Source organism: Streptomyces sp. NBC_01298 (assembly GCF_035978755.1).
Lineage (GTDB): Bacteria > Actinomycetota > Actinomycetes > Streptomycetales > Streptomycetaceae > Streptomyces.
Genome location: NZ_CP108414.1, coordinates 261,973 through 284,485, shown reverse-complemented (window position 1 = coordinate 284,485; position 22,513 = coordinate 261,973). Strand labels below are relative to the sequence as shown.

Here is a 22,513-nt window from a genome sequence, read left to right as displayed (position 1 = left end):
TGGCGCGCGACCTAGACCAGCGGAGGGCCTAGACCAGCGGAGAACCTAGACCAGCGGAGGCACGACCGGCTGCGACTGGGTGGCGCAGTGGATTCCGCCGCCGCCGGAGGCGATGTTGTCGATGTCGAGCTGGACGACGGTCCGGCCGGGATAGGCGGCCTGCAGGATGGCGTAGGCCAGACCGTCGGCGTAGCCGTCGCCGAACTGCGGGGCGATGACGGCGCCGTTCGCCGTGTAGTAGTTGGTGTAGCTGGACAGGAACTCATCCCCCCGCCCACGGATCGCGGCGCGGTCGGGACCGGGGAGTTCGGTGACGGTCAGCGCCCGGCCCCGGGCGTCGGTGGCGCTGCGCAGGATCCGCGCGGTCTCCTCGTAGACGGCGATCCACTTGGCGTCGACCCCGGCTCCGGGCTTGTCCAGGATGACCTTGCCGGGTGCGGTGAAGCGGGCCAGACAGTCGATGTGGCAGTCGGTGATGTCCTGGCCCGCCAGGCCCGGGACCCAGATCACCTTGTCGATGCCGAGCGCGGTCTTCATCGCCTGCTCGACCTGGTCCTGGGACTTGCCCGGATTGCGGTTGGCGTTGACCAGTGAGCTCACCGTGGCCAGCAGGGTCCCCTCGCCGTCGGTCTCCAGCGAGCCGCCCTCGCCCACGAACTGCGCCTGGATCCGCTGGACGCCGTACTGGCCGAGGAGCGTCTCGGCGGCCACGGCGTCGTTGGCGAAGGGCTGCGCGTACGGCGCGGTGGTCTTCCCCCATCCGTTGAAGTTGGTGTCGACCCCGGCGATCGCGCCGGGGGCCACGACGAAGGTGGGGCCGAAGTCCCGGATCCACAGGTCGTCGTTGGCTATCTCGATGACGTCGATGCCGTAGTACGCGCCGCTCCCGCACAGGTACCGGGCGTCCGCGGCCTGGTCGGGGCGGGCCAGCAGCGCGACCGGCTCGTAGCGCGAGATCGCGTACGCCACCTTCGCGATGTCCCGGCGCACCCCGCCGAGGTTGCCGCGCCACACGGAGGAAAGCGCGGGCCAGGCCATGAAGGTGCGGACGTGCCGGCCCTCCTCCGCCGGCATCCGCAGCGCGTTGGAGCCGCTCGGGGCCGTCGCCGCCCGGGCGACCGCCGGCAGCGCGGAGGCGAAGGCCGCGAGCGGCAGGGCCGCCGCGCCCAGCTGGAGCAGCCTGCGTCGGGACGTGGCTGTGGTGTTCATGGGACTCCCTGGTGAACAAGTGGCAACTGGCAAGGGGCGGTGGTGCGTCGCACATCCTGGCCCTAACTGAAAATTCAGTCAATGCCTGGGCCGTCGACCAGCGGCGCCCGGGCGGGCGGGCGTCGTGACGTCATTTATGCTTCAAGGCGGCCGCGGGGTGGTGGCTCGTCGCTGTCCGCGGCATCTACGGAACGGCTGGTCCGGCCCGTCGGGGAGGGCGTCCTGCGTCCGGTCCCGGTCCGGACGGGGACCCGATGACACCGATCGCGACGATCGTGACGATCATGGGGAATCGAGCGACCGCCGACACGTGTCTCAGTGGGGTGGGGCGCCCGGCCCACGCGCCCGCGAACCAGAAGACCCCCAGGGAGAAGTGAGGTATGCCAGTGATCTGCGTCGGAGGCATGATCGGAATCGGCAAGACGAGCGTGGCCGAGCTGCTCGCCAAGGAGCTGGGCAGCGAAGTCTTCTACGAGAGCGTGGAAGACAATCCGATCCTCCCGCTCTTCTACACGGCGACCCCCGAGGAGATCCAGGCGAAGCGCTACCCCTTCCTCCTGCAGCTCTACTTCCTGCAGACGCGGTTCGCCGCGATCAAGGAGGCGTACAAGCAGGGCGACAACGTCCTGGACCGCTCGATCTACGAGGACTGGTACTTCGCCAAGGTCAATCACGACCTGGGCCGGATCAGCTCCCTCGAGATGGGCGTGTACGAGGGCCTGCTGAACGAGATGATGCGCGAGATCGACGGCCTGCCGTACCGCAAGGCGCCCGACCTCATGGTCTACCTCAAGGCGGACTTCGAGACGGTCCTGCACCGCATCGGGCTGCGGGGCCGTGATTTCGAGCAGGACGAGAGCCTCGTCGAGTACTACCGGGTGCTGTGGGCCGGCTACGACGACTGGGTGAACAAGCACTACTCGGCCAGCGAGGTCCTCGTCATCGACATGAACAACACCGACGTGGTGAACAAGCCCGAGGACGCGGCCCGCGTGGTGCGCGAGGTCAAGGACGCCCTGGCGGCGAGCCGGCTCCAGGCCTGACCGCCCGCTCAGGTCGGGCTTCAGCGGTGCGATGTGAGCGGGCCGGCGGCGCCCTCCCCGGCCTCGCTCCAGCACCATCCCCGCGGCCGCGCAGGCGTCCGGCGGGCCGTGTTCTGGGGCGGCCTCGTGATCATGGCGGGGCACATCCGCATGGCGGTGCCCGGCAATGCCGGGATCTGGCCCGGCCCGCTGATCGTCGGCCACCTCGGCCAGCAGATCGACTGGCACCTCGGCTTCGCCGCCGCCGCGGTCGGGATGGCCTTCGGCCTCACACGGTTCACCCTCGGCGGGAAGCGCATGGCGCCGGGCTACGACGAGCCCCGCGTCGTACCGCAGCCCCGCCATCACGCCCGAGGAGCCGGAGCGCGGATACGCCGGCACCGGGTAGGCGGGCACCGGCAAGGACGTCGCCGAGGCCCGGAACCTCACGGAGTTCCACGCGGGTCCCCGCGAGCCGGCTGCCCTCGACGCCCAGGTCACCGGCAGGGTGGGCCGCGTCGAAGTCACCGGCCGGCCCGGCGCCGGCGGGGCGGCGCACCTCGCCCGCGCGGCGTCCGGACCGGGCGGGCGCACGTACACTCGGCAGATGAGCCGCACACGACGTGACACGGGGGAGCGCCTGCCGCAGGCCGCCCCCGGCGTGCGTGCGGCCGCCGCGGGCCGGACGGGCATCAGCCTCCGGACCGCCGCCGACGCCCAGGCCCCCACGGTCGGGCGCGGCGTCCTGCACGGCCACGGCTAGCGCTCTCCCACCGCGCCCGGGCCCAGTCCTTCCCGCCGCACCATCCTCAGCGACGGGCCCTGCCCCGGCGGCCCGGCCCGATCACGGAGCCCGGCCCCCGGCCCCGTCGCCCCGAGGGCGACGCATCGCCCTCCCCGTCCCACCACCGCGGTCCCGACGCTCCGTCGGCGCCGCCACCAGGCTAGGGCCGTGCGCCGGGCCGTAGCCGCCTCCGAAGGGACCACCGTGAAGTTGAGCGGGTTGCTGACCGGCCATGAACACCACGTCATCCAGGGCGACACCGAGTCGACGGGGATCACCGCGGGCACCACCTTCGACGTCGACCGGGTGGTGCCGGGCTCGCTCTTCATCGCGGTACCCGGCCACCGCGGCGGCGGCCCCGCGGCCATCGGTGCGGCGCTCGCGCGCGGGGCGGTGGCGGTGCTCGTCGACGAGGAGGGAGCCGCCGCCGCACCGTCCGGGCGCGAGCTGCTGCCGGCGGTGTGCCTCGTACGGGTCCGTGACACCCGCAAGGCGGCAGCCGTCGTCTCCTCCCGCTACTTCGGCGAGCCGGGCCGGCACATGGACATGGTGGCGGTCACCGGGACCAACGGGAAGACCTCCATCTCCTACATGGTCGAGTCGCTCCTGAAGATCTCCGAGGGCGCCTCGGTGGGCGTGATCGGGACGGCGGGCAGCCGGATCGGCGACGAGATGATCCCGATGCCGCCCACGGTGCTGACCACACCGGAATCGCCCGATCTGCAGTACCTCTTGGGCCGCATGCGGGACCAGGGCACCGGCAGCGTGGTGCTGGAGGCCACCTCGATGGCCCTGCAGACGTACCGGATGGACCGGACGTTCGTCGACGTCGGCGTCTTCACGAACCTGACCCAGGACCACCTGGACGACCACGGCACGATGGCCCGCTACACGGAAGCCAAATTGCGGCTGTTCCAGGGGCTGTGCCGGCACGCGGTGGTCAACGCGGACGATGCCGTGGGCGCCGGGATCCGCGCGCTGATGCCCGGCGCGGTGACGACGTACGGCCTCGACGAGGAGGCCGACTTCCGGGCGACGGATCTGATCGCGGACGCCTCCGGCACGCGGTTCACGCTGCACCACGACGGCGCCAAGTACCCGGCGGAGATCCCGGTCCCGGGCCGGTTCTCCGTGTCCAACGCCCTGGCGGCCGTGGCGGCCTGCCGGGTGCTGGGGCACGACCTGGAAGGACTGGTCGCCGCGCTCGCCCAGATGCCGCCCGTACCGGGGCGGTTCGAGCGCTTCGTCACCCCCGCCGGCACCTCGGTGATCGTGGACTACGCGCACTCGCCCGACTCCCTGGACAAGGTCCTCACCGCCATCCGGGGCTTCGCCCGGGGTCGCGTCATCACGGTCTTCGGCTGCGGCGGCGACCGCGACACCACCAAGCGCGCCGAGATGGGCCGCATCGCCGGAGCCCATTCCGACCTGTGCGTCCTGACCTCGGACAATCCCCGCACCGAGAACCCCGAGGCGATTCTCGACCAGATCGCGGTCGGCATCGAGAGCACGGGCACACCGTACGAGCGCGCCGCCGACCGGCGCCGGGCCATCGACTTCGCGCTCTCGGCGGCCCGGCCCGAGGACGTGGTCCTGATCGCGGGGAAGGGCAGTGAACCGCACCAGATCGTGGGCGAGGACCTGATCCCGTTCAGCGACATGGCGACCGTGCGCGACCTCGCTTCCCGTCTGCTCCCCTGAAGGCGCCGTACGAGCGCGAGATCCTCGTATTGGTCCAGACCTATTGACCGGCCGGTTCGTTGCTCCTACGATCCGGTCGGCACAGCCCCACCTGTTCTCACCTCACCCCCATGCCGGGCGTCACGCCCCCACGCGTCGTCATGCCCCTGACGCCCGGCGGGAATGGAGCGCACCATGTTCCGTCGGAGATCACGTACTCCGCGCCCGCCGGCCGACAGCGGCACCCGCGGGGACCGGACCGGCCGCGCCCCGCGCGGAGCGACCGTCATGAACCGCACCCTCGCCGGGGTGAGCGCCGCCGCCGTCATCGGTGCGGGCATCGCCGCGGCGGGAGCCGTCACCGCCGGCGCCGCTACGGCCGAGGACGCCGCCCCCAACCTGGTGGTCAACTCCGGCTTCGAGAACGGCCTTTCCGCCTGGACCTGCTCAGCGGGCTCCGGCGCGGCCGTCGGCAGTCCGGTCCGCTCCGGCACCTCCGCGCTCAAGGGAACGCCGAGCGGCCAGGACAACGCCCAGTGCACCCAGACCATCAGCGTGCAGCCCAACTCGCAGTACACGCTGAGCGCTTACGTACAGGGCAGCTACGTCTACCTCGGCGCCACCGGCACCGGGATCACCGGTTCCCCGTCCACCTGGACGCCGAGCAGCCCTTCCTACGGCCAGCTCAGCGTCGGCTTCACCACCGGGGCGAGCACCACCTCGGTGACGGTCTACCTGCACGGCTGGTACGGGCAGCCCGCGTACTACGCCGACGACGTCTCGCTCACCGGCCCGGGCGGCAGCAGCCCGACGCCGACGACCGCGCCGCCCACCACGGTGCCGCCGACCACGCCGCCGCCCACGACGGTGCCTCCCACCACCCCGCCGCCGACGACCGTGCCCCCGACCACGGCGCCTCCCACCACCGCGCCTCCCACCACCGCCCCGCCCGGCGAGACCTGCGCCACGAAGCCCAAGCCGTCGGGCAAGGTCCTCCAGGGCTACTGGGAGAACTGGGACGGCGCCGCGAACGGTGTCCACCCCGGCATGGGCTGGGTGCCCATCACGGACAGCCGGATGGCCGCGCACGGCTACAACGTCATCAACGCCGCCTTCCCGGTGATCCTCTCGGACGGCACCGTCCAGTGGCACGACGGCATGGACAGCGGCGTCAAGGTCGCCACCCCCGCCGAGATGTGCCAGGCCAAGGCGGCCGGAGCGACGATCCTGATGTCGATCGGCGGCGCCACCGCCGGCATCGACCTGAGCTCCAGCACCGTCGCCGACAAGTTCGTGGCGACCGTCGTGCCGATCCTCAAGAAGTACAACTTCGACGGCATCGACATCGACATCGAGACCGGCCTCTCCGGCAGCGGCAACATCAACACGCTGTCCGCGTCCCAGGCCAACCTGATCCGCATCATCGACGGGGTGCTGGCCCAGATGCCCGCGGGCTTCGGCCTGACGATGGCCCCCGAAACCGCGTACGTCACCGGCGGAAGCGTCACCTACGGATCGATCTGGGGCTCCTACCTCCCGATCATCAAGAAGTACGCCGACAACGGCCGGCTGTGGTGGCTGAACATGCAGTACTACAACGGCAGCATGTACGGCTGCTCCGGCGACTCCTACCAGGCCGGCACCGTGCAGGGCTTCACCGCCCAGACCACCTGCCTGAACAACGGCCTGACCATCCAGGGCACCACCATCAAGGTGCCCTACGACAAGCAGGTGCCCGGCCTGCCGGCCCAGCCCGGCGCTGGCGGCGGCCACATGACGCCGAGCCTGGTCGGCCAGTCGTGGAACGCCTTCGGCGGTGCGCTGAAGGGTCTCATGACCTGGTCCGTCAACTGGGACGGCTCGAAGGGCTGGACCTTCGGCGACAACGTCAAGTCTCTCCAGGGGCGTTGATCGCGCCCGCGCGGAAATGACCGACGGGGCCCCGGGGAGCGTCGATCGCCCCCCGGGGCCCCGCTGTTCGCGGCTGTTCGTACGGTGCGGATCAGGACGCGGCGCGCAGACGGGTCGCCGCGGACTCCGCTTCCCGTACGACCCGCTCGGTGTCGATGCCGACCAGGCGGCCGTCGAGCTTGAGGGGGCGGCCGTCCACGAAGACCGCCCGGACGTTCTCCGGGCGGCCGTTGAAGACGATCTGGTTGAGCCAGTCGAAGCGCGGGGCGAAGTTGAGGGCGGCGGGGTCGATCACGATGACGTCGGCGCGCTTGCCGGGGGTCAGGGATCCCACCCGGTGGGCCGTGCCGATCGCCTCGGCTCCGCCGAGCGTGGCCAGCCGGAGGACGTCCTGCACCTGGGGGAACACCGAGGCGTTCTGCGAGCGTGCGCGCTGGAGGCCGATGGCCGCCTTCATGAGGGCGAAGAAGTCGGAGGAGTCGTTCGTCCCGCCGTCCTGGCCGAGCCCGGCCTTGACGCCGCGCCGGCCGAGGTCCGGCAGCCGCATGATCCCCGAGCCGAGGCGCATGTTGCTGAGCGGACAGTGGGCGACCCGTACGTCGTGCGCGGCGAGCGCCGAGATCTCGTCGTCGGTGAGGTGGATCGCGTGGTTCATGAGCAGTCGCGGACCCAGTGCCCCGATGTCCGCGAGGGTGCCGATCGGGTCGTCCGCGCGCTGCTCGGCGCGTTCGAGGACATGGCTGTTGAGCATGATTCCGAGATCGCGGGCGATCTCCCAATGCACGTGGTTGAGGCCCCTGATGGCCCGCGCCGCGTGGGTGGCCACCTGCGCCGAGGCGAGGGGGAGCGGGTCGAGGAGCTCCCTCTTCGTCCGCGAGATCAGCGGGGCTTCCCGCTCGGCCTGGAACATCGCGTAGGTGAAGCGCACGCCCGTGTCGGCCAGGGCCCGAACGTACTGGACCGTCGTGTCGTACGGGAGGGCGTCCACCCAGTCCACGAGCGTGGTCACGCCCGACTGCAGGGAGTCGAGGGCGCCGAGGCGTACGAAGCGGTACATGTCCGCGGGCGTGATCCGGGAGAACGTCGCCCGGTTGCAGTCGGCCAGCCAGCCGAAGAGGTCGCGGTCCGCGCAGCCGCCCCGCATCGAGGACTGCCACAGGTGGGTGTGCACGTCCACGAATCCCGGCATCACCAGGTGGCCCGAGGCGTCGATCACCTGCGTGCCGGGCGGTGTGGGCAGCCGCTTCCCCACGGCCGCGACGGCGCCGTCCCGCATGAGGACGTCCGCCTGCTCGACCGTACCCAGCGGGCCGTCGCCGAGGGCGGGGTCCATGGTGAGCACGAGCGAGGCGTTCCTGAGTACGACGGCCCGGCCGGGGGGTGTTCCCCCGTACGGACGGCTCCTCGCGGCGCCCAGGACGAGCGGAGCGGCCGCGGCGACGCCGAGGCCGCCCAGGACGCTGCGACGGCTGGGTGCCCCGGCCTTCGGCACGGGCACACGGGCTTCCGGTAAGGGGAACGGGGCGGGTTCGGGACACTCGCTGAGCGGGTTCATGGCTTGTGGCCTCCCAACGCACGAGGGTGCAATAGGCCCTTGCCCGCGCTGACAGGGGGTCAGGTGAAGGCGGGCAGGCTCACTGAATCGTCCGACGGGACGACGCCTTTCCGATAGAGGTGCGTCAACATTTTGTAGAAGTTCTGGGAGGGGTGCGGGAACCTCCGGCTCTCCGCTCTCCGCTCTCCGCTCTCCGCTCTCCGCTCTCCGCTCTCCGCTCTCCGCTCTTCGGCTCTCCGGTTCGGAGGTCTCGTCCCGGCCCGCCGAGCCGTTCCCCGCTCAGCCCCTTGCCGGGGCGGTCGGACTCACCGACGATGCTGCAAGGCCCCTTCAGGCCTGGTTCCACCGGGCCCTTGGCGGGGCATCGAGAACATTGGGGGATACGTTGACGAACCAGAGCATTCCGAGGAAGCGTTCACGAGCGGCGGTGTCCGCGCTGGTGCCGCTCTTCGTGCTCGCGGGCCTGCTGCTGGGCCCGGCGGCGAGCGCCACGGCGGCCGCGTCGGTCTCGTCGGCCGCTCGTCAGGCTCCCGCTGCCGCGGCCCTCTCGGGGAGCTCCCTCCTGGCCGGCGCCGGCACGGTGACGGTGCTCCGGGCGCCGGAGTCCTCCCGGGTCCAGGCCACCACCGGCAACAAGAAGAAAAAGAAGAGCAAGAAGAAGGGCGGGCTGTTCAAGAGCCTCTTCATCGTCGTGCTCCTCGTCATCGTGCTGGTCGTGATCGTGTTCGGCGTCCGCATGTTCCTTCGCCGCAGGTCCTAGGCCGGCGGGCGACGAGCCCACCGGGCCGCTCCTGCGCCCCGCCGTGCGCCCCGCCCTGCGCGAAGGCCCGTACGCCGCTCGGGCGCGGGTCATCGCAATGGCCGATCCCGTGGTCGCGCCGGCGCCGGCGGGGGCGGGGTCCGGGTCCGTGCGGTACGGCCGGGCGGCGACCAGGAGCAGCCCGGGCAGGAGGAGGCCGGCAGGGTCAGGAGCAGCCCAAAGGGCCGGGCGATGGCGATCGGGGCCTTGCCCGCGTCGATGAACAGGCCCATCTGGACCGAGTCCGCTCCGAGTCCTAGGGCTGGGCTCGCTCCGTCGCCGCCCGGCCGCCGGCCGCCGTCTCGATGCCGTCCGGGGGGTCAACCTGCCGCGCGCCACGGCGCGGGGCCTGCGAAGTGCGCCCGGGCTCATGCGCGGCGAGGGCGGCGAGCGACCCCTGTGGACGCGCCGCCGCGTTGTCAGTGGCTCCGCCTAACGTCCCGTTCATGACGCGAACCGCTCACACGCTCGCCTATGTCCGTCCCTCCTCACTGACCTCCGCCGCGACGGGCCGGTCCCTCGGGCTGGAGACCGCGGGGGGTCTGACCCCGGCCGGAGCCGAGGCCAACCCGCGGTTCTTCGCCGGGTTCCTGAGCGCTCCTCAGGCGGCCGCACGCGCGCTGCTCGCCGTCGCGGACGTCGCCGCGGCCCGCTATCACCGCCGCACGCTGCGCGCCTCCCTCGACCCGGTGGTCACGGGCAACGGCGACCGACTGCGCTTCGAATCCTTCTCCGGCTGCTGTGGCGTGTACGCCCGGCTCGACGTGCTGCCCGAGGGCCTGCGCGGCGCCGACACCGGCCACGGCACCACCAATGTCGACGTGAACAACCCGCTGCGCGAGGCGCTGTCCCGGCTCACCGGCGACGATCCGCTGCACCTGCGGGTCGGCCCCGACGAGTTGGCGGTGACCACCCTGGACGGCGCCGTCGTCGAGAAGAAGGTGCCGCTGCCCGACCGCTGGCTGCGCGGCTTCGCCGAGTCCCAGGCCATCACCACCGGCTTCGACCTGCGCGCCGAACTGGACGCCGCCGAAACGGCCCGATTCCTGCGTTCCCTCCCGCGCACCCCGGCGGGCGGCGGAGCCGCGGGCCGCCCCCTGTGGGTGGTTCCCGCGGGCCGCGCGCTGCGCCCCACCACCCGGCCCGTCCCCGGCGCGGTCTGCCTGCCCGGCCCCGAGCGGCTCGGCGCCCTCCAGCGGGTACTGCGACAGGCCACCGGGCTGCGCGTGTACGGCCCCGCGGCCGACGGCGCCAACCCCACCGCCTCCGCCTGGGAGATCGGCCTGCCCGGCATGCGGCTCACCCTCACGCTCTCCCCGGAAGCCGACCGCGGATTCTCCGGCGAAGGCGCCGTCCTGGAAGCCCTCGCCACCGACACCGCGGCCGAGGACGCCGAGCTGATCTCCGTCCTGCTCGCCTGGGAACCCCGCATCGACCCGGCCGACCTCGCCGACCAGTCGGGCCTCCCGGTCGAGCGGGTCCGGGCCGCACTCACCCGGCTCGGCACCGCCGGACGGGTCGGCTACGACATCGCTGAAGCCGCCTATTTCCACCGCGAGTTGCCCTACGACGCCCGGCGCGCCGAACGCCACAACCCGCGCCTGGTCGCCGCCCGGGCGCTGTTCGACGCCGGCGCCGTCACCCTGGACCGCTCCGGCACCTCCGTGGTGGCCTCCGGCGAACGCCGCTACCAGGTCCGCGAATCCGGAGGGGCGCTCAGCTGCACCTGCCAGTGGTGGGCCGACCACCGCGGCCGCCGAGGCCCGTGCAAGCACGCCCTCGCCACCCGCATGGCCCTCCGGGCGGCCACCGACACCGCCCGTTCCACCTCCACTGCTTCCACCGGTCCCGCTATCGAGACCGCTTCCACCGCTTCCACCGGAGTCGCGCGATGAACACCACCTCCGCCCCCGAGCGGGCCAGCACCTCCGACCAGGCTTCCACCGACGGAGCCCTGGACGCGGTGCGTACGGGACGCACAGCCGAACTGCCCGGTCTCCTCCGGCTGATGGACCGTGCGCGGCGCCGGGACCTGCTCGTCGGCCTGAAGCAGTTGCGCGCCGAACTGCGTGCCCAGGGCTGGGACGGCTGGCAGCAACGGGACCTGATGAGCCCGGCCCTGGTGGTCGCCGGAGCCGCCTGCCACACCGGCGCGGCAGCGGCCGCCGCCTGGATCGGCGCCCGGGACATGCGCCGCTGGCAGCAGGTGCCCATAGGAGTACTGCTCGACGTCCTGGCCGACCGGGACCCCCAATGGCTCGGCGACCTCGCGCACCGGCTGGCCGCCCGGGCCTCCACCGTCGAGCAGGACTATCCGCTGATCAGCGAACTCGTCCGGCTCGCCGACTGTCCGATGCCCACCACCGACGGCTGCGTCGAGGGCTGGGCGATGGCCGTGGGCACCTCCCGCGCCCCGCTCGCCCGCGCCCTGCGCGGCGACGCCCACGCCGGCGCCCTCGTACCGCGCCTGTTCGAGACCGCCGAGCCGGTCCGCGCCCTGGGCTGGCGGTGCGATCCGCACGATCCCCACCACTGGCCGGCGGCCCTGGCCGGACTCGCCGCGGACGGCATCGTGGACCGTGCCGCCCTCCTCGACGGATGTACGGCCCGCCTCCTGCGCGGAGGCAAGTACAACCAGCTGAAGCCCTATCAGGCGATCTGGCAGGGACTGCGGCCCACCGAGCCGGAAGAGCGTGAGCGCGCGGCCGACTGGATCGCGCTGACGGCCGACGCCCCGTCCCCGGTGGCCGGGCACGCCCAGCAGACCCTGGCCCGGCTCGCCGCCGCGGGCCACCTCGCCCCCCGACTGCTGGCCGAGATGTCGGCAGCCGTCCTCTTCCGGCCCGAGAAGAAGCTCGTCCGGGCCCAGCTGGTACTGATCGGCAAGGAGCTGCGCCGCGACCCGGCCGCCGCCCCCGAGCTGCTGCCGGTACTCGGCGAAGCCTTCGGGCACACCGATACCGACATCCAGGAGCGCGCGCTCAAGCTGGCCGCCCTTCACCTCACCGACGACACCGCCCTACGCGCCGAACTCGCCGAGCAGGCGCGGCTGCTGAGCCCGGCCCACCGGTCCCGTGCCGTCGAGCTCCTCGGCCGGGACGCGGCCACCCCGGCCGAGGACGCCGGCCCCTACCAGGAGTTCCTTCCGCCGCCGCCGGTCGAGGCACGGGTCGCGCCGTCCCCCGGGACGGTGGCGGAGACCGTGGAACTCGTCGCCGCCGTGCTCAACTCCCGTACGACGAACGTCGAGGAGTTCGAGCGGGGTCTCGACGGCCTGGTCCGCCACGTTTATCGGGACCGCGCGGCCCTCGCCGAAGCGCTGCGTCCGGCGCTCGCCGACCAGTGGTGGCTCGACCCCGCCAGGTCCCGCTGGTCCACCGGTGACCTGGACGGACTGGCGCACCCCGCCGCCGCCGTCCTTGTCGGGCGTCCGACGGGGTCGGCACCGGAGCCGCTCGCGGCCTGGCGCAGCGACTGCCACCACACGGCGTTCGCCGTCGCCCGCCACGCGCGCCTGGCCGAAGCCGCCCGGCACTTCACGACCCGGCCGCTGCCCTTCCTGCTCGCCACCCCCACCGGGCAGAGCGGCACCCTGGACCCCGGGGTGCTCGTCGAGCGCCTCGCCGAGTACGGGCGCCTCGGTGAGCGGCCCGCCCCGGTGGACTTCGGGCAGGCCCTGCTGCGGGTCCGCCGTGACGCCGCCGCCGTTCCCGCCGCGGCCGCCCTCGGCACACCGGAGGGGGACAGGCTCGCCGCCTGGCTCGGCGAGGCCGGAGAGCCCGCGGCCCTCACCCGCCGCACCGCGTCGGCCGTGCCGTACGCGTACGGGGAGACCCCGGCGCACCTCGTGCTCGACACGGCGGAACGCACGACCGTGCTGCGGGAGTTCCCGGACGCGTTCCACGGCCTGGCGCAGGCCCGCGAGGCCACCGGCCGCTGCTGGGACGGAGGGGACGAGGCCCTGCTGATCGCGGCCCTGCCCGAGGACCGGGAGACACTGGCCGCCTGGTGGCTCCCCGAGATCACGGCCTGCGCCGTCCACGAAGGGCGCGGCGGCCTCGCCGCACTCCCCGGGCTCGCCGCGGCCGGCGGACCCGCCGGTCCGGCCCTGCACCTCGCCGTGGCCACCGGCCTGGGCGCCCGCCACCCCGAGGACCGGCTGCGGGCCGTGGACGCGCTGCTCACCCTCGCGGCCCGGGACGAACTGGACGCGGGGCGACTGGGCGGGGACCTCGGTGAACTCCTCGACCTGGGCACGGTCAAACCCAACCGGCTCGCCGACTCGCTGCGCACGGCCGCCGCGACCGGCGCCCGCGCGACCACGTGGGCGGTCCTGGCCGCGCTGCTCCCCGTGCTGCTGACCGGCACGGTCGACCCGAGGGGGACCGGGGACCTTCTCGCGACGGCCGCCGACTGCGTGGAGCAGTCGGGAGCGGCGTCGCCCGAACCCCGGGGCCTCGCCGATGTCGCCGTCCGGCCCGGCCGCTCCCGCCTGGTCACCCAGGCCGCCCGCCTCCGCGATGCCCTCGGCCGCAATGCACAGGGCCCTGCCGCGGGGGGTCGATAGCCCGCGCCCCGGGCGAGCGGGGGAGGCGCCACTCCGGGGTGGCGCGGGTAGCGGCCCTGACGCGGCCGGTGGCATGCTCGGATGGACCGGACGGGCCGGATGAGCGAGTGGGATGCCCGGATGTCCGTCCTTCCCGAGGAGGCCGAAGTGGCGCTGCTGCCGGAGATCACCGCCTTCTACGGCGGCGGCGACGAGGCCACCCGGCTGACCTCGGGCCGCACGATCGGAACCCTCGAGCTGCTCCGGACCCGGGAGCTGCTGCGTCTTCGCCTGCCGGACCCGCCCGCCGACATCCTGGATGTCGGCGGCGGCCCGGGCGTGCACGCCCGGTGGCTCACGGACGACGGGCACCGGGTCACCGTGGTCGACCCCGTGGAGAAGCACGTTCGCCGCGCCCGCGACGACGGGCTGACGGCCGTCGTCGGGGACGCCCGGCGGCTGGACCAGGAAGACGCGTCGTTCGACGCGGTGCTGCTGCTCGGACCCCTCTACCACCTGCCCGATGCCTCCGGGCGCGCACGAGCGTGGCGGGAGGCCCACCGGACCGTCAGGCCGGGAGGCCTGGTGGCCGCAGCCGCTCTCAACCGGTACGCCAGGCTGCTGGACCCGGGCGCGGACGGGGCCCTGGAGGTGGCGGCGACCGGGCTGCGTACCCGCCGCAACGGCCCGACGACCTCTTACCACCTCCTCGCGGAGCTGTGCGAAGAGGCCCGGCAGGCGGGCCTGGCCGACCCGGTCGTCCACGGGCTGCAAGGTCCCGCCTACGCGGCGCTGAAAGCCCGGGAGCGTCAGACCGGCAGGCGGAACCTCGGCCCGGAGGCACTCGAAGAGGCCCTCGCCGCCGCACGCTTCGCCGACCGCCATCCGGAACTCGCCGTAACCAGCATGCACCTGCTGGCCCTCGCTCACCGGCCACCGCCGGCCGGTCCGCATCCGTAACGGCCCTTCCCGGAGAAGACGGGGGTACGGGCGAACAGCGCCGGCCCTCCCGGCCGACGCGTCGCCGGTCGTCGCCGGTGAAACGCCGGTCGTCCTCCCCGTCTCCCTCACGAGACGGCCACCTGTCGAGAGGGATCGACGGATCGATGGATTCCCGGAGCGTCATGTCTGCCTCATCACGGTTCACCCGATGGCTGGTGCCCGCCGTCCTGCTCGTCGCGTGGCTGCTCGTCGGAGGCGGGCTGGGCCCGTACGCGGGGAAGCTCGGCGAGGTCGCCACCAACGACCAGACCGCCTTCCTGCCCCGCAGCGCCGAGTCCACCCGGGTCGTGGAGGCGCAGGAGGCCTTCCGGCAGGGTGAGAGCCTGCCGGCGATCGTCGTCTGGACGGCGAAGACACCCGGCGCGAAGCTGGGCCCCGAGCAACAGGCGGCCGCCGCACGGGCCCTGGCCGGTCTGAGCGGCGCCGGCCTGCCGGCGGGCGACTCCTTCACCGCCGGCCCCGCCTCCACCGCCGTTCTGTCCACCGACGGCCGGGCGCTGCAGGGCGTCGTACCGCTCAAGCCCGATCTGGGGGAGGAGCTGCCCCGCACCCTGGAGGAGATCGAGGCGGCCGCGGCGAAGGTCCCGGGCACCGTCGCGCAGGTGGCCGGCCCGGCGGCGAGCCAGGCCGACCTCTCCGATGCCTTCGCCGGAATCGACGGACTCCTGCTGGCCGTTGCCCTCACCGCCGTCCTGCTGATCCTCCTGCTGGTCTACCGGAGCCTGCTGCTCCCGGTGGTGATCATCGTGGGAGCGGTGTTCGCCCTGGGACTCGCCTGCGCGATCGTCTACGTGCTGGCCGACCGGGGCATCGTCCGCGTCGACGGACAGGTGCAGGGCATCCTCTCGATCCTCGTGATCGGCGCCGCCACCGACTACGCGCTCCTCCTCGCGGCACGCTTCCGCGAGGAGCTCCAGGCCGGCCCGGACCGCTTCGCCGCCGTCCGGGCGGCCCTGCGCCGGTCGGTCGGCCCCATCACGGCGAGCGCGGGGACCGTCGCGCTCGGCCTGCTCGCCCTGCTGCTGAGCGACCTCACCAACAACCGCGCCCTCGGCCCGGTGGGGGCGATCGGCATCGTGTGCGCGGTGCTGAGCACCCTGACGTTCCTCCCCGCCGTCCTCGTCCTGCTCGGCCGGGCCGCCTACTGGCCCGCCAAGATCGGCCACAGCGCCGACGACGGCGCCGGCCACGGGATCTGGAAGGCCGTGGCGGCCGTGGTGGACCGCGCCCCGCGCAAGGTCTGGGCCCTGAGCCTCGCCGTCCTCCTCGCCTGCGCGGCCTTCGCGCCCACGCTCAACGCCAAGGGCGTGCCGCTGGACGAGATCTTCGTGCACGACGCCCCGTCGGTGGCCGCCCAGCGGACCCTGAGCGCGCACTTTCCCGGGGGATCGGGCAGTCCGGCCGTGGTGATCGCGGACGCGGGCCGACTCGGCGAGGTCACGCGGGCGGCCGAGCGCACCGAGGGTGTCGCCGCCGTCACCCCCTTCACCGCACCCGGGCCGCCGGGCGGCGCACCGCTCGTGGCGGACGGCAGGGTCCGCCTCGACGCCACGCTCGAAGCACCCGCGGACAGCAGGGCGGCCCAGCAGACCGTCGTCCGGCTGCGTCAGGCGGTCCACGCCGTACCGGATGCGGACGCGATCGTCGGCGGCCGCAGTGCGCAGCAGTACGACACCCAGCGCACCGCCGGGCAGGACCGCATGCTGATCATCCCCGTCGTCCTGGTGATCATCCTGATCATCCTCGTCGGGCTGCTGCGCTCGGTGCTGATGCCCGTCCTCCTGGTGGCCACCGTGGCCCTCAGCTTCGTCGCGACCCTGGGCGTCTCCGCGATCGTCTTCCAGCGGCTCCTGGGGTTCAGCGGGACCGATTCCTCCGTACCGCTCTACGGCTTCGTCTTCCTCGTCGCCCTCGGGGTCGACTACAACATCTTCCTGATGACCCGGGTCCGTGAGGAATCGCTTCTGCACGGCACCCGGCAGGGAGTGCTGCGAGGACTGGTGGCCACCGGCGGCGTGATCACCTCCGCCGGAGTCGTCCTCGCCGCCACGTTCGCCGCGCTCGGAGTCATCCCGCTGGCCTTCATGCTCCAGATCGCCTTCATCGTCGCCTTCGGGGTGCTCCTCGACACGCTGCTCGTCCGGTCCCTCCTGGTGCCGGCCCTCGTCCGGGACATCGGCCCGGCCGCGTGGTGGCCCGGCAGGCTCAGCCGCGCCCCCGGCAGGGAGGGCCCGTGCTGAAGGGAGCTTCCGGCCGGACCCGGCCGGAGCATTGAACCGGGCTCCGGGAGGGCAGGACACCAGCATGGACACGTCCTCCGCCGCGGACCGGAGCCTACGGGGGCGGCTCGGTTCGGTGTTGTTCAGCCGCGTGGCGGGACCCTCGGGCCCCGCCAACCGCGCACGGATCCACACGGCACCCGGCCCCCGCTGGTTCGACCCCGACCGCCCCATCCGGACGGTCCACGGCGACGCCTCGATGTTCATCGGAGGCCTCAGCGCCCTCCTGCTCCAGTCCCTGCACCCGCTCGCCATGACGGCCGTGGCGGCGCACTCCGGCTTCCGCGGCGACCCCTGGGGCAGGCTCCAGCGCACCAGCACCTTCCTCGCCGTCACCACCTACGGCACCGCCGGGGACGCGCAGCTCGCCGTCGACAGGGTCCGGGCGGTCCACGAACGGGTGAGGGGAACGACGGCGGCGGGCGAGCCCTACCGGGCGGCCGATCCCCACCTGCTGGGCTGGGTGCACGCCGCGGAGGTCGACAGCTTCCTTCGGGCGCACGAGCGTTTCGGCGCGCACCCGCTGGACGCGGCCGGATACGACGCCTACGTCGCGGACACCGCGCGGGTGGCGACGGCCCTCGGCGTGCTGGACCCGCCCCGCGACCGGGTCTCGCTACGGGCCCTCCTGGCGCGGTACCGGCCGGAGCTGCGGGCCACCCCCGAGGCGCTCGACGCCGCGCGGTTCATCCTCCGCGACCCGCCGCTACCCCGGCCGGCCAGGGCTCCGTACGCGCTGCTCGCCGCGAACGCGATCGCCCTGCTGCCCCCGTGGGCACCGGGGATGCTGGGCCTGCGCCGCGCGACCGCCCCGGTGGACACCTGCGTACGCCTCTCCGGGCAGGCGCTGACACGGACGATCCGGTGGGCGATGACCCCACCACCCCAGCCGCCGTCCCCGACGGGCGGCGAAGGGCGCCCACGGTGAGCTCCGCCGCGGCCGGCGAGCCCGACTTCCCGGACGTCTTCGGCTGAGAGCCGTCCGCGGCGCCGGACCGGCCTGCGACCCCCCACAGCCCTCCCGCGGCGTGGCCGGCCGGAGCCGCGGCGTGCCCGGAGTCAGATGTCGCGGAGCAGACCGGAGATCTCCCGGGAGGTTTCCACGGCGCGCTCGCCGTAGTCGCGGACGGCGTCGACGGTCATGCGGATGCGCGGGCCGGACACGGAGAACGCGGCCACGGGGGCGCCCCGGCGGGAGAGGATCGCCGCCCCGACGGCGACGACGCCGTCCTCCATCCCCTCCTCGTTCACCGAGTAGCCGCGTTCCCGGACCCGGGTGAGTTCGGCCCGCAGTGCGTCCGGGTCGGTGATCGTGTGGGTGGTGCGCGATGCGAGGCCGCCGGCCAGATAGGCGTCGAGGAACGCCGCGTCGCAACGGGCCAGGTACGCGAGGCCGTTCGCGGACGCGTGCAGGGTGATGCGAGAACCGAGCCGGCGGAACACGCGGACCGGATGGGCGCTGTCGAGGCGCTCGACCAGCACCATGGTGCGGCCGTCACCCTCCGGCACCATCAGGTGGACGGTCTCACCCGCGTGCTCCTGTAGCGCTCCGAGCGCAGGCAGCGCCAACTCCCTTATGGAAGTGACCTGTTCCACCTGGGAGCCCACGGTGAACGCCTTCGTCGTCATCACCCACCGCGGCCTGTCCTCACCCTCGGCGCGGATCCATCCGGCCTCGGCGAGCGTGACCAGGCAGCGCTGCACGGTGCTCTTGTTCACTTCCAGGGTGCGGGCGAGTTCGCTCAGCCCGACGGGCTGCGCCTCGGCGACCGCCTCCAGCACCTTCAGTGCCGTTTTCACGCTCTGCGTGGACATGCGCCGCGCCCCTCTCCGTGGTGATCCGTGGCCCCGAGCTTAGAAGAGCCGCGGACCGGTCCCGGGGGCATCGCCGGCCGGGAGGCGAGCAGCCCGGCTATTGACGTGCTCCTTACGTCACTCTACCGTGCGTGGACCGTACAGAAGTCCAGTGGACCGCACAGCGGTCCAAAGTGTTCCCGTGAGGGGAATCGAATGACTCTGCAACTGATCGCGCTGGGTGTTCTGGCGCTCGCCTTCTTCGTGGCATCCGTCCGGTCCGTGCACATGGGTGCCCTGACCCTCGCGGCCGCACTGGGCGTCGGGCTCGCCGCCGGGCAGCCCGTCAAGGAGATCCTCGGCGGCTTCCCCGTCAGCGTGGTGCTCCTGCTCCTCGGGGTGACGTACCTGTTCGGCATCGCCCGCTCGAACGGCACCCTCGACGTCATCGTGGATGTCGTCGTCCGCAGGGCCGGCACCCGTGGCGCTCTGCTGCCCTGGGTCTTCTTCGCCCTGTCGGCGGGCGTAGGCAGCCTCGGCTCGCCGCTCGCCGCCGTGGTCATCGCGCCGATCGCGCTCTCCTTCGCACGCCGCGCGGGACGCGACCCCTCCGCCATCGGCATCGCCGTCATCACCGGCGCTTCGACCGGCGGCTTCGCGCCGACCAGCCTCTTCGGCATCCTCACCGTCGGCATCGCCGAGCGCGGCGGCATCGACGTCAATCCGATGCTGCTCTTCGGCTACGTCTTCGCGGTCAACGCGGTACTCCTGCTCGTGGCGACCCTGGTCTTCCGGCGGCCGGGGAGACCCGTGGAGGACGCCGACGACACGGGCGGCGCGGGCGGCTCGGGCGGCTCGGGCGGCTCGGGCGGCGAAGGTAGCGACGGCGACGCCGCCGGCGGCCCCGCCGATGCCGCTCCGCTGTCCGGCACGGGCGGCACCGCCATCGCCGTCCGCCCCGCACCCGCACCCGCACCCGCCCTGACCGGCGCGGGCGGCTCGTCGAACGACGGCCGCGCGTTCCGGATCGCGACCCTGCTGGCCATCGCCGCACTGGTCGTCGCCGTCGTCGGCCTGACGCTCGCCGACGTCAACGCGGACGCCGGAACCATCGCCCTGGGCCTCGGCGTACTGCTCTCACTCGCCTTCCCCGGACCGACGGCCACCGCGGTCCGGCAGATCGACTGGTCGACGATCCTCCTCGTCTCCGGTGTCCTGACCTACATCGGCGTACTGGAGCGGCTCGGCGCCCTGGACCTGCTCGGCGACCTGGCCAAGAGCCTCCAGTCGCCCCTGCTCGCCGCCTTCGTGCTCTGCCTGACGGGCGCGCTGGTGTCGGCCTTCGCCTCGACCACGGGCATCCTCGGCATCCTCATCCCGCTCGCCCTGCCGCTGGTGGCGGCAGGTTCGATTCCGGGTGCCGGGCTGGTCATGGCGGTCGCCGTGTGTTCGTCACTGGTCGACACGACGCCGTTCTCGACCGCGGGCGCGGCCGTCGTCGCCTCGGGTCCGGACGAGGGGGAGCGGCGGCGGATGAGCCGCGACCTCACCCGCTGGGGCCTCAGCCTCATCATCGGCGGACCGATCATCACCTGCGCCACCCTGATCGTCCCGTCCCTCCTCGGATGAACCCCGTAAGGAAGTGTGCAATGTCACCGTCACCGCAGGAGCCCACACCTGACGCGGAAGTCCGCCTCGCCGTCGACGCGCTCACGGGGGTCGCCACCCTCACGCTTTCCCACCCGCGCCGCCGCAACGCCATCACCCTCGCCATGGCCGGTCAACTCATACGGTACGTAACCGAGTTGGCGGCAGTGCCGGAGATTCGGCTCCTCGTCCTCGGCGGGGCGGACGGCGATTTCAGCTCCGGAGCCGACATCACCGCGCTGCGCCCGGACGGCCCGGGCGAGCTCGGCGAGGAACTGATGCGCTGCGAGGACGTGCTGCGCGGATGCCCGCTGCCGACCATCGCCGCCGTCGAGGGCAACTGCGTCGGCGCCGCCCTCCAGCTCGCCCTCGCCTGCGACCTGCGCGTCGCCGCCTCCGACGCCCGCTTCGGCATCACTCCGGCCCGCCTCGGCCTGGTCTACCCGGCGCCGACGGTTGCCCGGCTGGTCCGCTCGCTCGGCGCAGCCGCGGCGAAGCGGCTGCTGTTCACCGGCGACCTGTTGGGGGCGGAGGCCGCTGCCCGCCTCGGGGTCGTCGACGAGGTGGCCGCGCCCGATGCCTTCCCTGCCACCGTCGACCGGCTCGCCGGGACGATCGCGGCGCGCTCGGCGGTCAGCGTCGCGGCGGCGAAGGACATGGTCGACGCGTCGGCCGAGGCTCCGGACGGAGAAGTCCCGAGGTCCGTGTCCACGAGGTGGGCGGAAGTCGGCAACCCGGACCTCGCCGTAGGCCTGGCCGCCTTCGCCGCCGGGCGCCCCCCGGTCTTCCCGCCCCGCCACGTGGGGCTCTGACCCTCGCACCACCCTCGTTCACCCCTCCCTCAGCCGAAAGCGGTCCACTCATGCCCGCCATCACGCCCACCCCGTCCTTTCTGGCTTCCCTGGATCCCTCCGCCCCCGACGCGGACGACTCCGCCCGGGCCCTGACCATCGGTGACCGGACCTTCACGCGCGGCGGGCTGTTCGAGGCCGCCGAACGGCTCGGCCGCACCCTCGACGGGGAGGAGGGGCCGGTGGCCGTCAACGCGCTGCCGACCGCTGAGACGGTCGTCGCGATCGTCGCCTGCCTGCTGAGCGGAGTACCGGTCGTGCCCGTGCCGCCCGACTCCGGTCCGGCCGAGATCGCTCACTTCCTGCGCGACTCGGGCGCCACCCGCTGGCTCGGACCGGAGCCGGCGGGAGGCCTGCCACCCCTGCGGAACCCGGGATCCTCCGCATCCCCGCTGGGCACCCACCGCCCGGCGGTGATCTTCTACACGTCCGGCACGACCGGTACCCCGAAGGGCGTCCTGCACTCCCACGCCACCCTCGCGCACGGACTGGACGCCCTCGCCGAGGCATGGGAGTGGACCCCGGACGACTCCGTCGTCCACGGCCTCCCCCTCTTCCACCTGCACGGACTCGTACTCGGCGTGCTCGGCGCGCTCCGCGTCGGCTCCCCGGTGACCCACACCGGAAAGGCGAAGCCCGCCCTCTACGCGTCGACCCCCGGCACGATGTACTTCGGCGTCCCGACGGTCTGGTCGCGGATCGCCCAGGACGAGGAGGCCGCCCGCGCGCTCTCCCCGGCCCGGCTCGTGGTCTCCGGCAGCGCCCCGCTCCCCGTCCCCGTCTTCGACCGCCTGAAGCACCTGCTGGGCGCCCCGCCGATCGAGCGCTACGGCATGAGCGAAACCCTCATCACGCTCTCCACCCGTCCGCGCGGGGAACGCCGCCCGGGCTGGGTCGGCACTGCGCTCCCCGGCGTCGAGACGCGGCTGCGCGCAGAGGACGGCGGGCTGCTCCCGGCGGACGGCGACAGCGTCGGCGTCCTGGAGGTTCGTACGCCCACGCTCTTCGACGGCTACCTCGGCCGGCCGGACGCGACCGCCGATGCCGCCACGCCCGACGGCTGGTTCACCACCGGCGACCTGGCGGTCCGCGACGCCGGCGGCTTCCACCGCATCGTCGGCCGCTCCTCGACCGACCTGGTCAAATCGGGCGGCTACCGGATAGGTACCGGTGAGGTCGAGGGCGTCCTCCTCGACCACCCCGCCGTGTCCGAGGCCGCGGTGGTCGGCGTGGCCGACGACGACCTCGGGCAGCGCCTCGTCGCCTACGTCGTCGCCACGGACCCCCCCGGCCCGGAGCTGGCCCGGACCCTCGTCGCCCACGCGGCCGCCACCCTGTCCTGGCACAAGCGCCCCCGCGAGATCCGCTTCCTCGACTCCCTGCCGCGCAACGCGATGGGCAAGGTGCAGAAGAGGCGACTGGCGCAGACGTGAC

16 protein-coding genes are annotated in these 22,513 nt (G+C 73.3%); 13 read left to right on the top strand and 3 right to left on the bottom strand.

Going from position 1 to position 22,513, the window contains the following annotated elements; all coding sequences use genetic code 11:
* Positions 1–45 precede the first annotated feature (45 nt).
* The gene (locus tag OG730_RS01300) at positions 46–1,209 is read right to left on the bottom strand and encodes an agmatine deiminase family protein (protein WP_327302339.1); all 1,164 of its coding nucleotides are present in this window, start codon (positions 1,207–1,209) and stop codon (positions 46–48) included.
* A gap of 380 nt (positions 1,210–1,589) precedes the next feature.
* Between OG730_RS01300 and OG730_RS01295 the strand changes: the two genes are divergently transcribed.
* The 4 genes from OG730_RS01295 to OG730_RS44210 all read left to right on the top strand — a co-directional run bounded on the left by OG730_RS01295 (position 1,590) and on the right by OG730_RS44210 (position 6,606).
* Positions 1,590–2,252, top strand: coding sequence for a deoxynucleoside kinase (locus OG730_RS01295; protein ID WP_327302338.1), 663 nt, complete (start codon positions 1,590–1,592; stop codon positions 2,250–2,252).
* A 586-nt stretch (positions 2,253–2,838) separates the two neighbouring features.
* Complete coding sequence (locus tag OG730_RS01290) at positions 2,839–2,994, top strand: hypothetical protein (RefSeq protein ID WP_327302337.1); 156 nt, start codon at positions 2,839–2,841, stop codon at positions 2,992–2,994.
* 225 nt (positions 2,995–3,219) lie between these two features.
* A complete protein-coding gene (locus OG730_RS01285; protein ID WP_327309117.1) occupies positions 3,220–4,716 on the top strand; it encodes a UDP-N-acetylmuramoyl-L-alanyl-D-glutamate--2,6-diaminopimelate ligase in 1,497 nt (498 codons plus the stop codon).
* Between the two features lie 267 nt (positions 4,717–4,983).
* On the top strand, positions 4,984–6,606 hold the full coding sequence (locus tag OG730_RS44210; protein WP_442814799.1) for a carbohydrate binding domain-containing protein: 1,623 nt from the start codon (positions 4,984–4,986) through the stop codon (positions 6,604–6,606).
* Between the two features lie 91 nt (positions 6,607–6,697).
* Here the strand turns inward: OG730_RS44210 and OG730_RS01270 are convergent, their stop codons facing one another.
* Entirely contained in the window at positions 6,698–8,104 is a 1,407-nt protein-coding gene (locus OG730_RS01270) for an amidohydrolase family protein (RefSeq protein ID WP_327302336.1), read from the bottom strand.
* Between the two features lie 484 nt (positions 8,105–8,588).
* Here OG730_RS01270 and OG730_RS01265 point away from each other — a divergent pair, with 484 nt between their 5' ends.
* The 6 genes from OG730_RS01265 (at position 8,589) to OG730_RS01240 (ending at position 17,715) form a co-directional block, all read left to right on the top strand.
* Complete coding sequence (locus OG730_RS01265) at positions 8,589–8,921, top strand: hypothetical protein (RefSeq protein ID WP_327302335.1); 333 nt, start codon at positions 8,589–8,591, stop codon at positions 8,919–8,921.
* Positions 8,922–9,406: 485 nt separating this feature from the next.
* The gene (locus tag OG730_RS01260; protein ID WP_327302334.1) at positions 9,407–10,855 is read left to right on the top strand and encodes an SWIM zinc finger family protein; all 1,449 of its coding nucleotides are present in this window, start codon (positions 9,407–9,409) and stop codon (positions 10,853–10,855) included.
* Entirely contained in the window at positions 10,852–13,527 is a 2,676-nt protein-coding gene (locus tag OG730_RS01255) for a DUF7824 domain-containing protein (RefSeq protein ID WP_327302333.1), read from the top strand. The genes OG730_RS01260 and OG730_RS01255 overlap by 4 nt, the downstream gene beginning before the upstream one ends.
* Positions 13,528–13,626: 99 nt before the next feature.
* Complete coding sequence (locus OG730_RS01250; RefSeq protein WP_327302332.1) at positions 13,627–14,466, top strand: class I SAM-dependent methyltransferase; 840 nt, start codon at positions 13,627–13,629, stop codon at positions 14,464–14,466.
* 164 nt (positions 14,467–14,630) lie between these two features.
* Positions 14,631–16,748: an MMPL family transporter gene (locus OG730_RS01245; RefSeq protein WP_327302331.1), complete on the top strand. Its 2,118-nt coding sequence runs from the start codon at positions 14,631–14,633 to the stop codon at positions 16,746–16,748.
* 64 nt (positions 16,749–16,812) lie between these two features.
* Positions 16,813–17,715, top strand: a complete 903-nt coding sequence (locus tag OG730_RS01240) for an oxygenase MpaB family protein (RefSeq protein ID WP_327302330.1) — start codon at positions 16,813–16,815, stop codon at positions 17,713–17,715.
* A gap of 131 nt (positions 17,716–17,846) precedes the next feature.
* On the opposite strand, the gene OG730_RS01235 is transcribed toward OG730_RS01240, so the two are convergent.
* On the bottom strand, positions 17,847–18,602 hold the full coding sequence (locus OG730_RS01235) for an IclR family transcriptional regulator (RefSeq protein WP_327302329.1): 756 nt from the start codon (positions 18,600–18,602) through the stop codon (positions 17,847–17,849).
* A gap of 195 nt (positions 18,603–18,797) precedes the next feature.
* Between OG730_RS01235 and OG730_RS01230 the strand changes: the two genes are divergently transcribed.
* From OG730_RS01230 to OG730_RS01220, 3 genes are read left to right on the top strand one after another with little or no spacing between them, the layout of a single operon-like run.
* On the top strand, positions 18,798–20,210 hold the full coding sequence (locus tag OG730_RS01230; RefSeq protein WP_327302328.1) for an SLC13 family permease: 1,413 nt from the start codon (positions 18,798–18,800) through the stop codon (positions 20,208–20,210).
* A 20-nt stretch (positions 20,211–20,230) separates the two neighbouring features.
* Positions 20,231–21,040, top strand: coding sequence for an enoyl-CoA hydratase/isomerase family protein (locus OG730_RS01225; RefSeq protein ID WP_327302327.1), 810 nt, complete (start codon positions 20,231–20,233; stop codon positions 21,038–21,040).
* 50 nt (positions 21,041–21,090) lie between these two features.
* Entirely contained in the window at positions 21,091–22,512 is a 1,422-nt protein-coding gene (locus tag OG730_RS01220; protein WP_327302326.1) for an acyl-CoA synthetase, read from the top strand.
* The last annotated feature ends 1 nt before the right edge of the window (position 22,513 follow it).

What these genes read in the sequence shown, in the direction of transcription:
- OG730_RS01260 (WP_327302334.1), top strand. Translation starts at nt 9,407, where the DNA reads ATGACGCGAACCGCTCACACGCTCGCCTATGTCCGTCCCTCCTCACTG.
- OG730_RS01300 (WP_327302339.1), bottom strand. Translation starts at nt 1,209, where the DNA reads ATGAACACCACAGCCACGTCCCGACGCAGGCTGCTCCAGCTGGGCGCG.
- OG730_RS01250 (WP_327302332.1), top strand. Translation starts at nt 13,627, where the DNA reads ATGAGCGAGTGGGATGCCCGGATGTCCGTCCTTCCCGAGGAGGCCGAA.
- OG730_RS01290 (WP_327302337.1), top strand. Translation starts at nt 2,839, where the DNA reads ATGAGCCGCACACGACGTGACACGGGGGAGCGCCTGCCGCAGGCCGCC.
- OG730_RS01220 (WP_327302326.1), top strand. Translation starts at nt 21,091, where the DNA reads ATGCCCGCCATCACGCCCACCCCGTCCTTTCTGGCTTCCCTGGATCCC.
- OG730_RS01255 (WP_327302333.1), top strand. Translation starts at nt 10,852, where the DNA reads ATGAACACCACCTCCGCCCCCGAGCGGGCCAGCACCTCCGACCAGGCT.
- OG730_RS01230 (WP_327302328.1), top strand. Translation starts at nt 18,798, where the DNA reads ATGACTCTGCAACTGATCGCGCTGGGTGTTCTGGCGCTCGCCTTCTTC.
- OG730_RS01225 (WP_327302327.1), top strand. Translation starts at nt 20,231, where the DNA reads ATGTCACCGTCACCGCAGGAGCCCACACCTGACGCGGAAGTCCGCCTC.
- OG730_RS01295 (WP_327302338.1), top strand. Translation starts at nt 1,590, where the DNA reads ATGCCAGTGATCTGCGTCGGAGGCATGATCGGAATCGGCAAGACGAGC.
- OG730_RS01235 (WP_327302329.1), bottom strand. Translation starts at nt 18,602, where the DNA reads ATGTCCACGCAGAGCGTGAAAACGGCACTGAAGGTGCTGGAGGCGGTC.
- OG730_RS01240 (WP_327302330.1), top strand. Translation starts at nt 16,813, where the DNA reads ATGGACACGTCCTCCGCCGCGGACCGGAGCCTACGGGGGCGGCTCGGT.
- OG730_RS01245 (WP_327302331.1), top strand. Translation starts at nt 14,631, where the DNA reads ATGTCTGCCTCATCACGGTTCACCCGATGGCTGGTGCCCGCCGTCCTG.
- OG730_RS44210 (WP_442814799.1), top strand. Translation starts at nt 4,984, where the DNA reads ATGAACCGCACCCTCGCCGGGGTGAGCGCCGCCGCCGTCATCGGTGCG.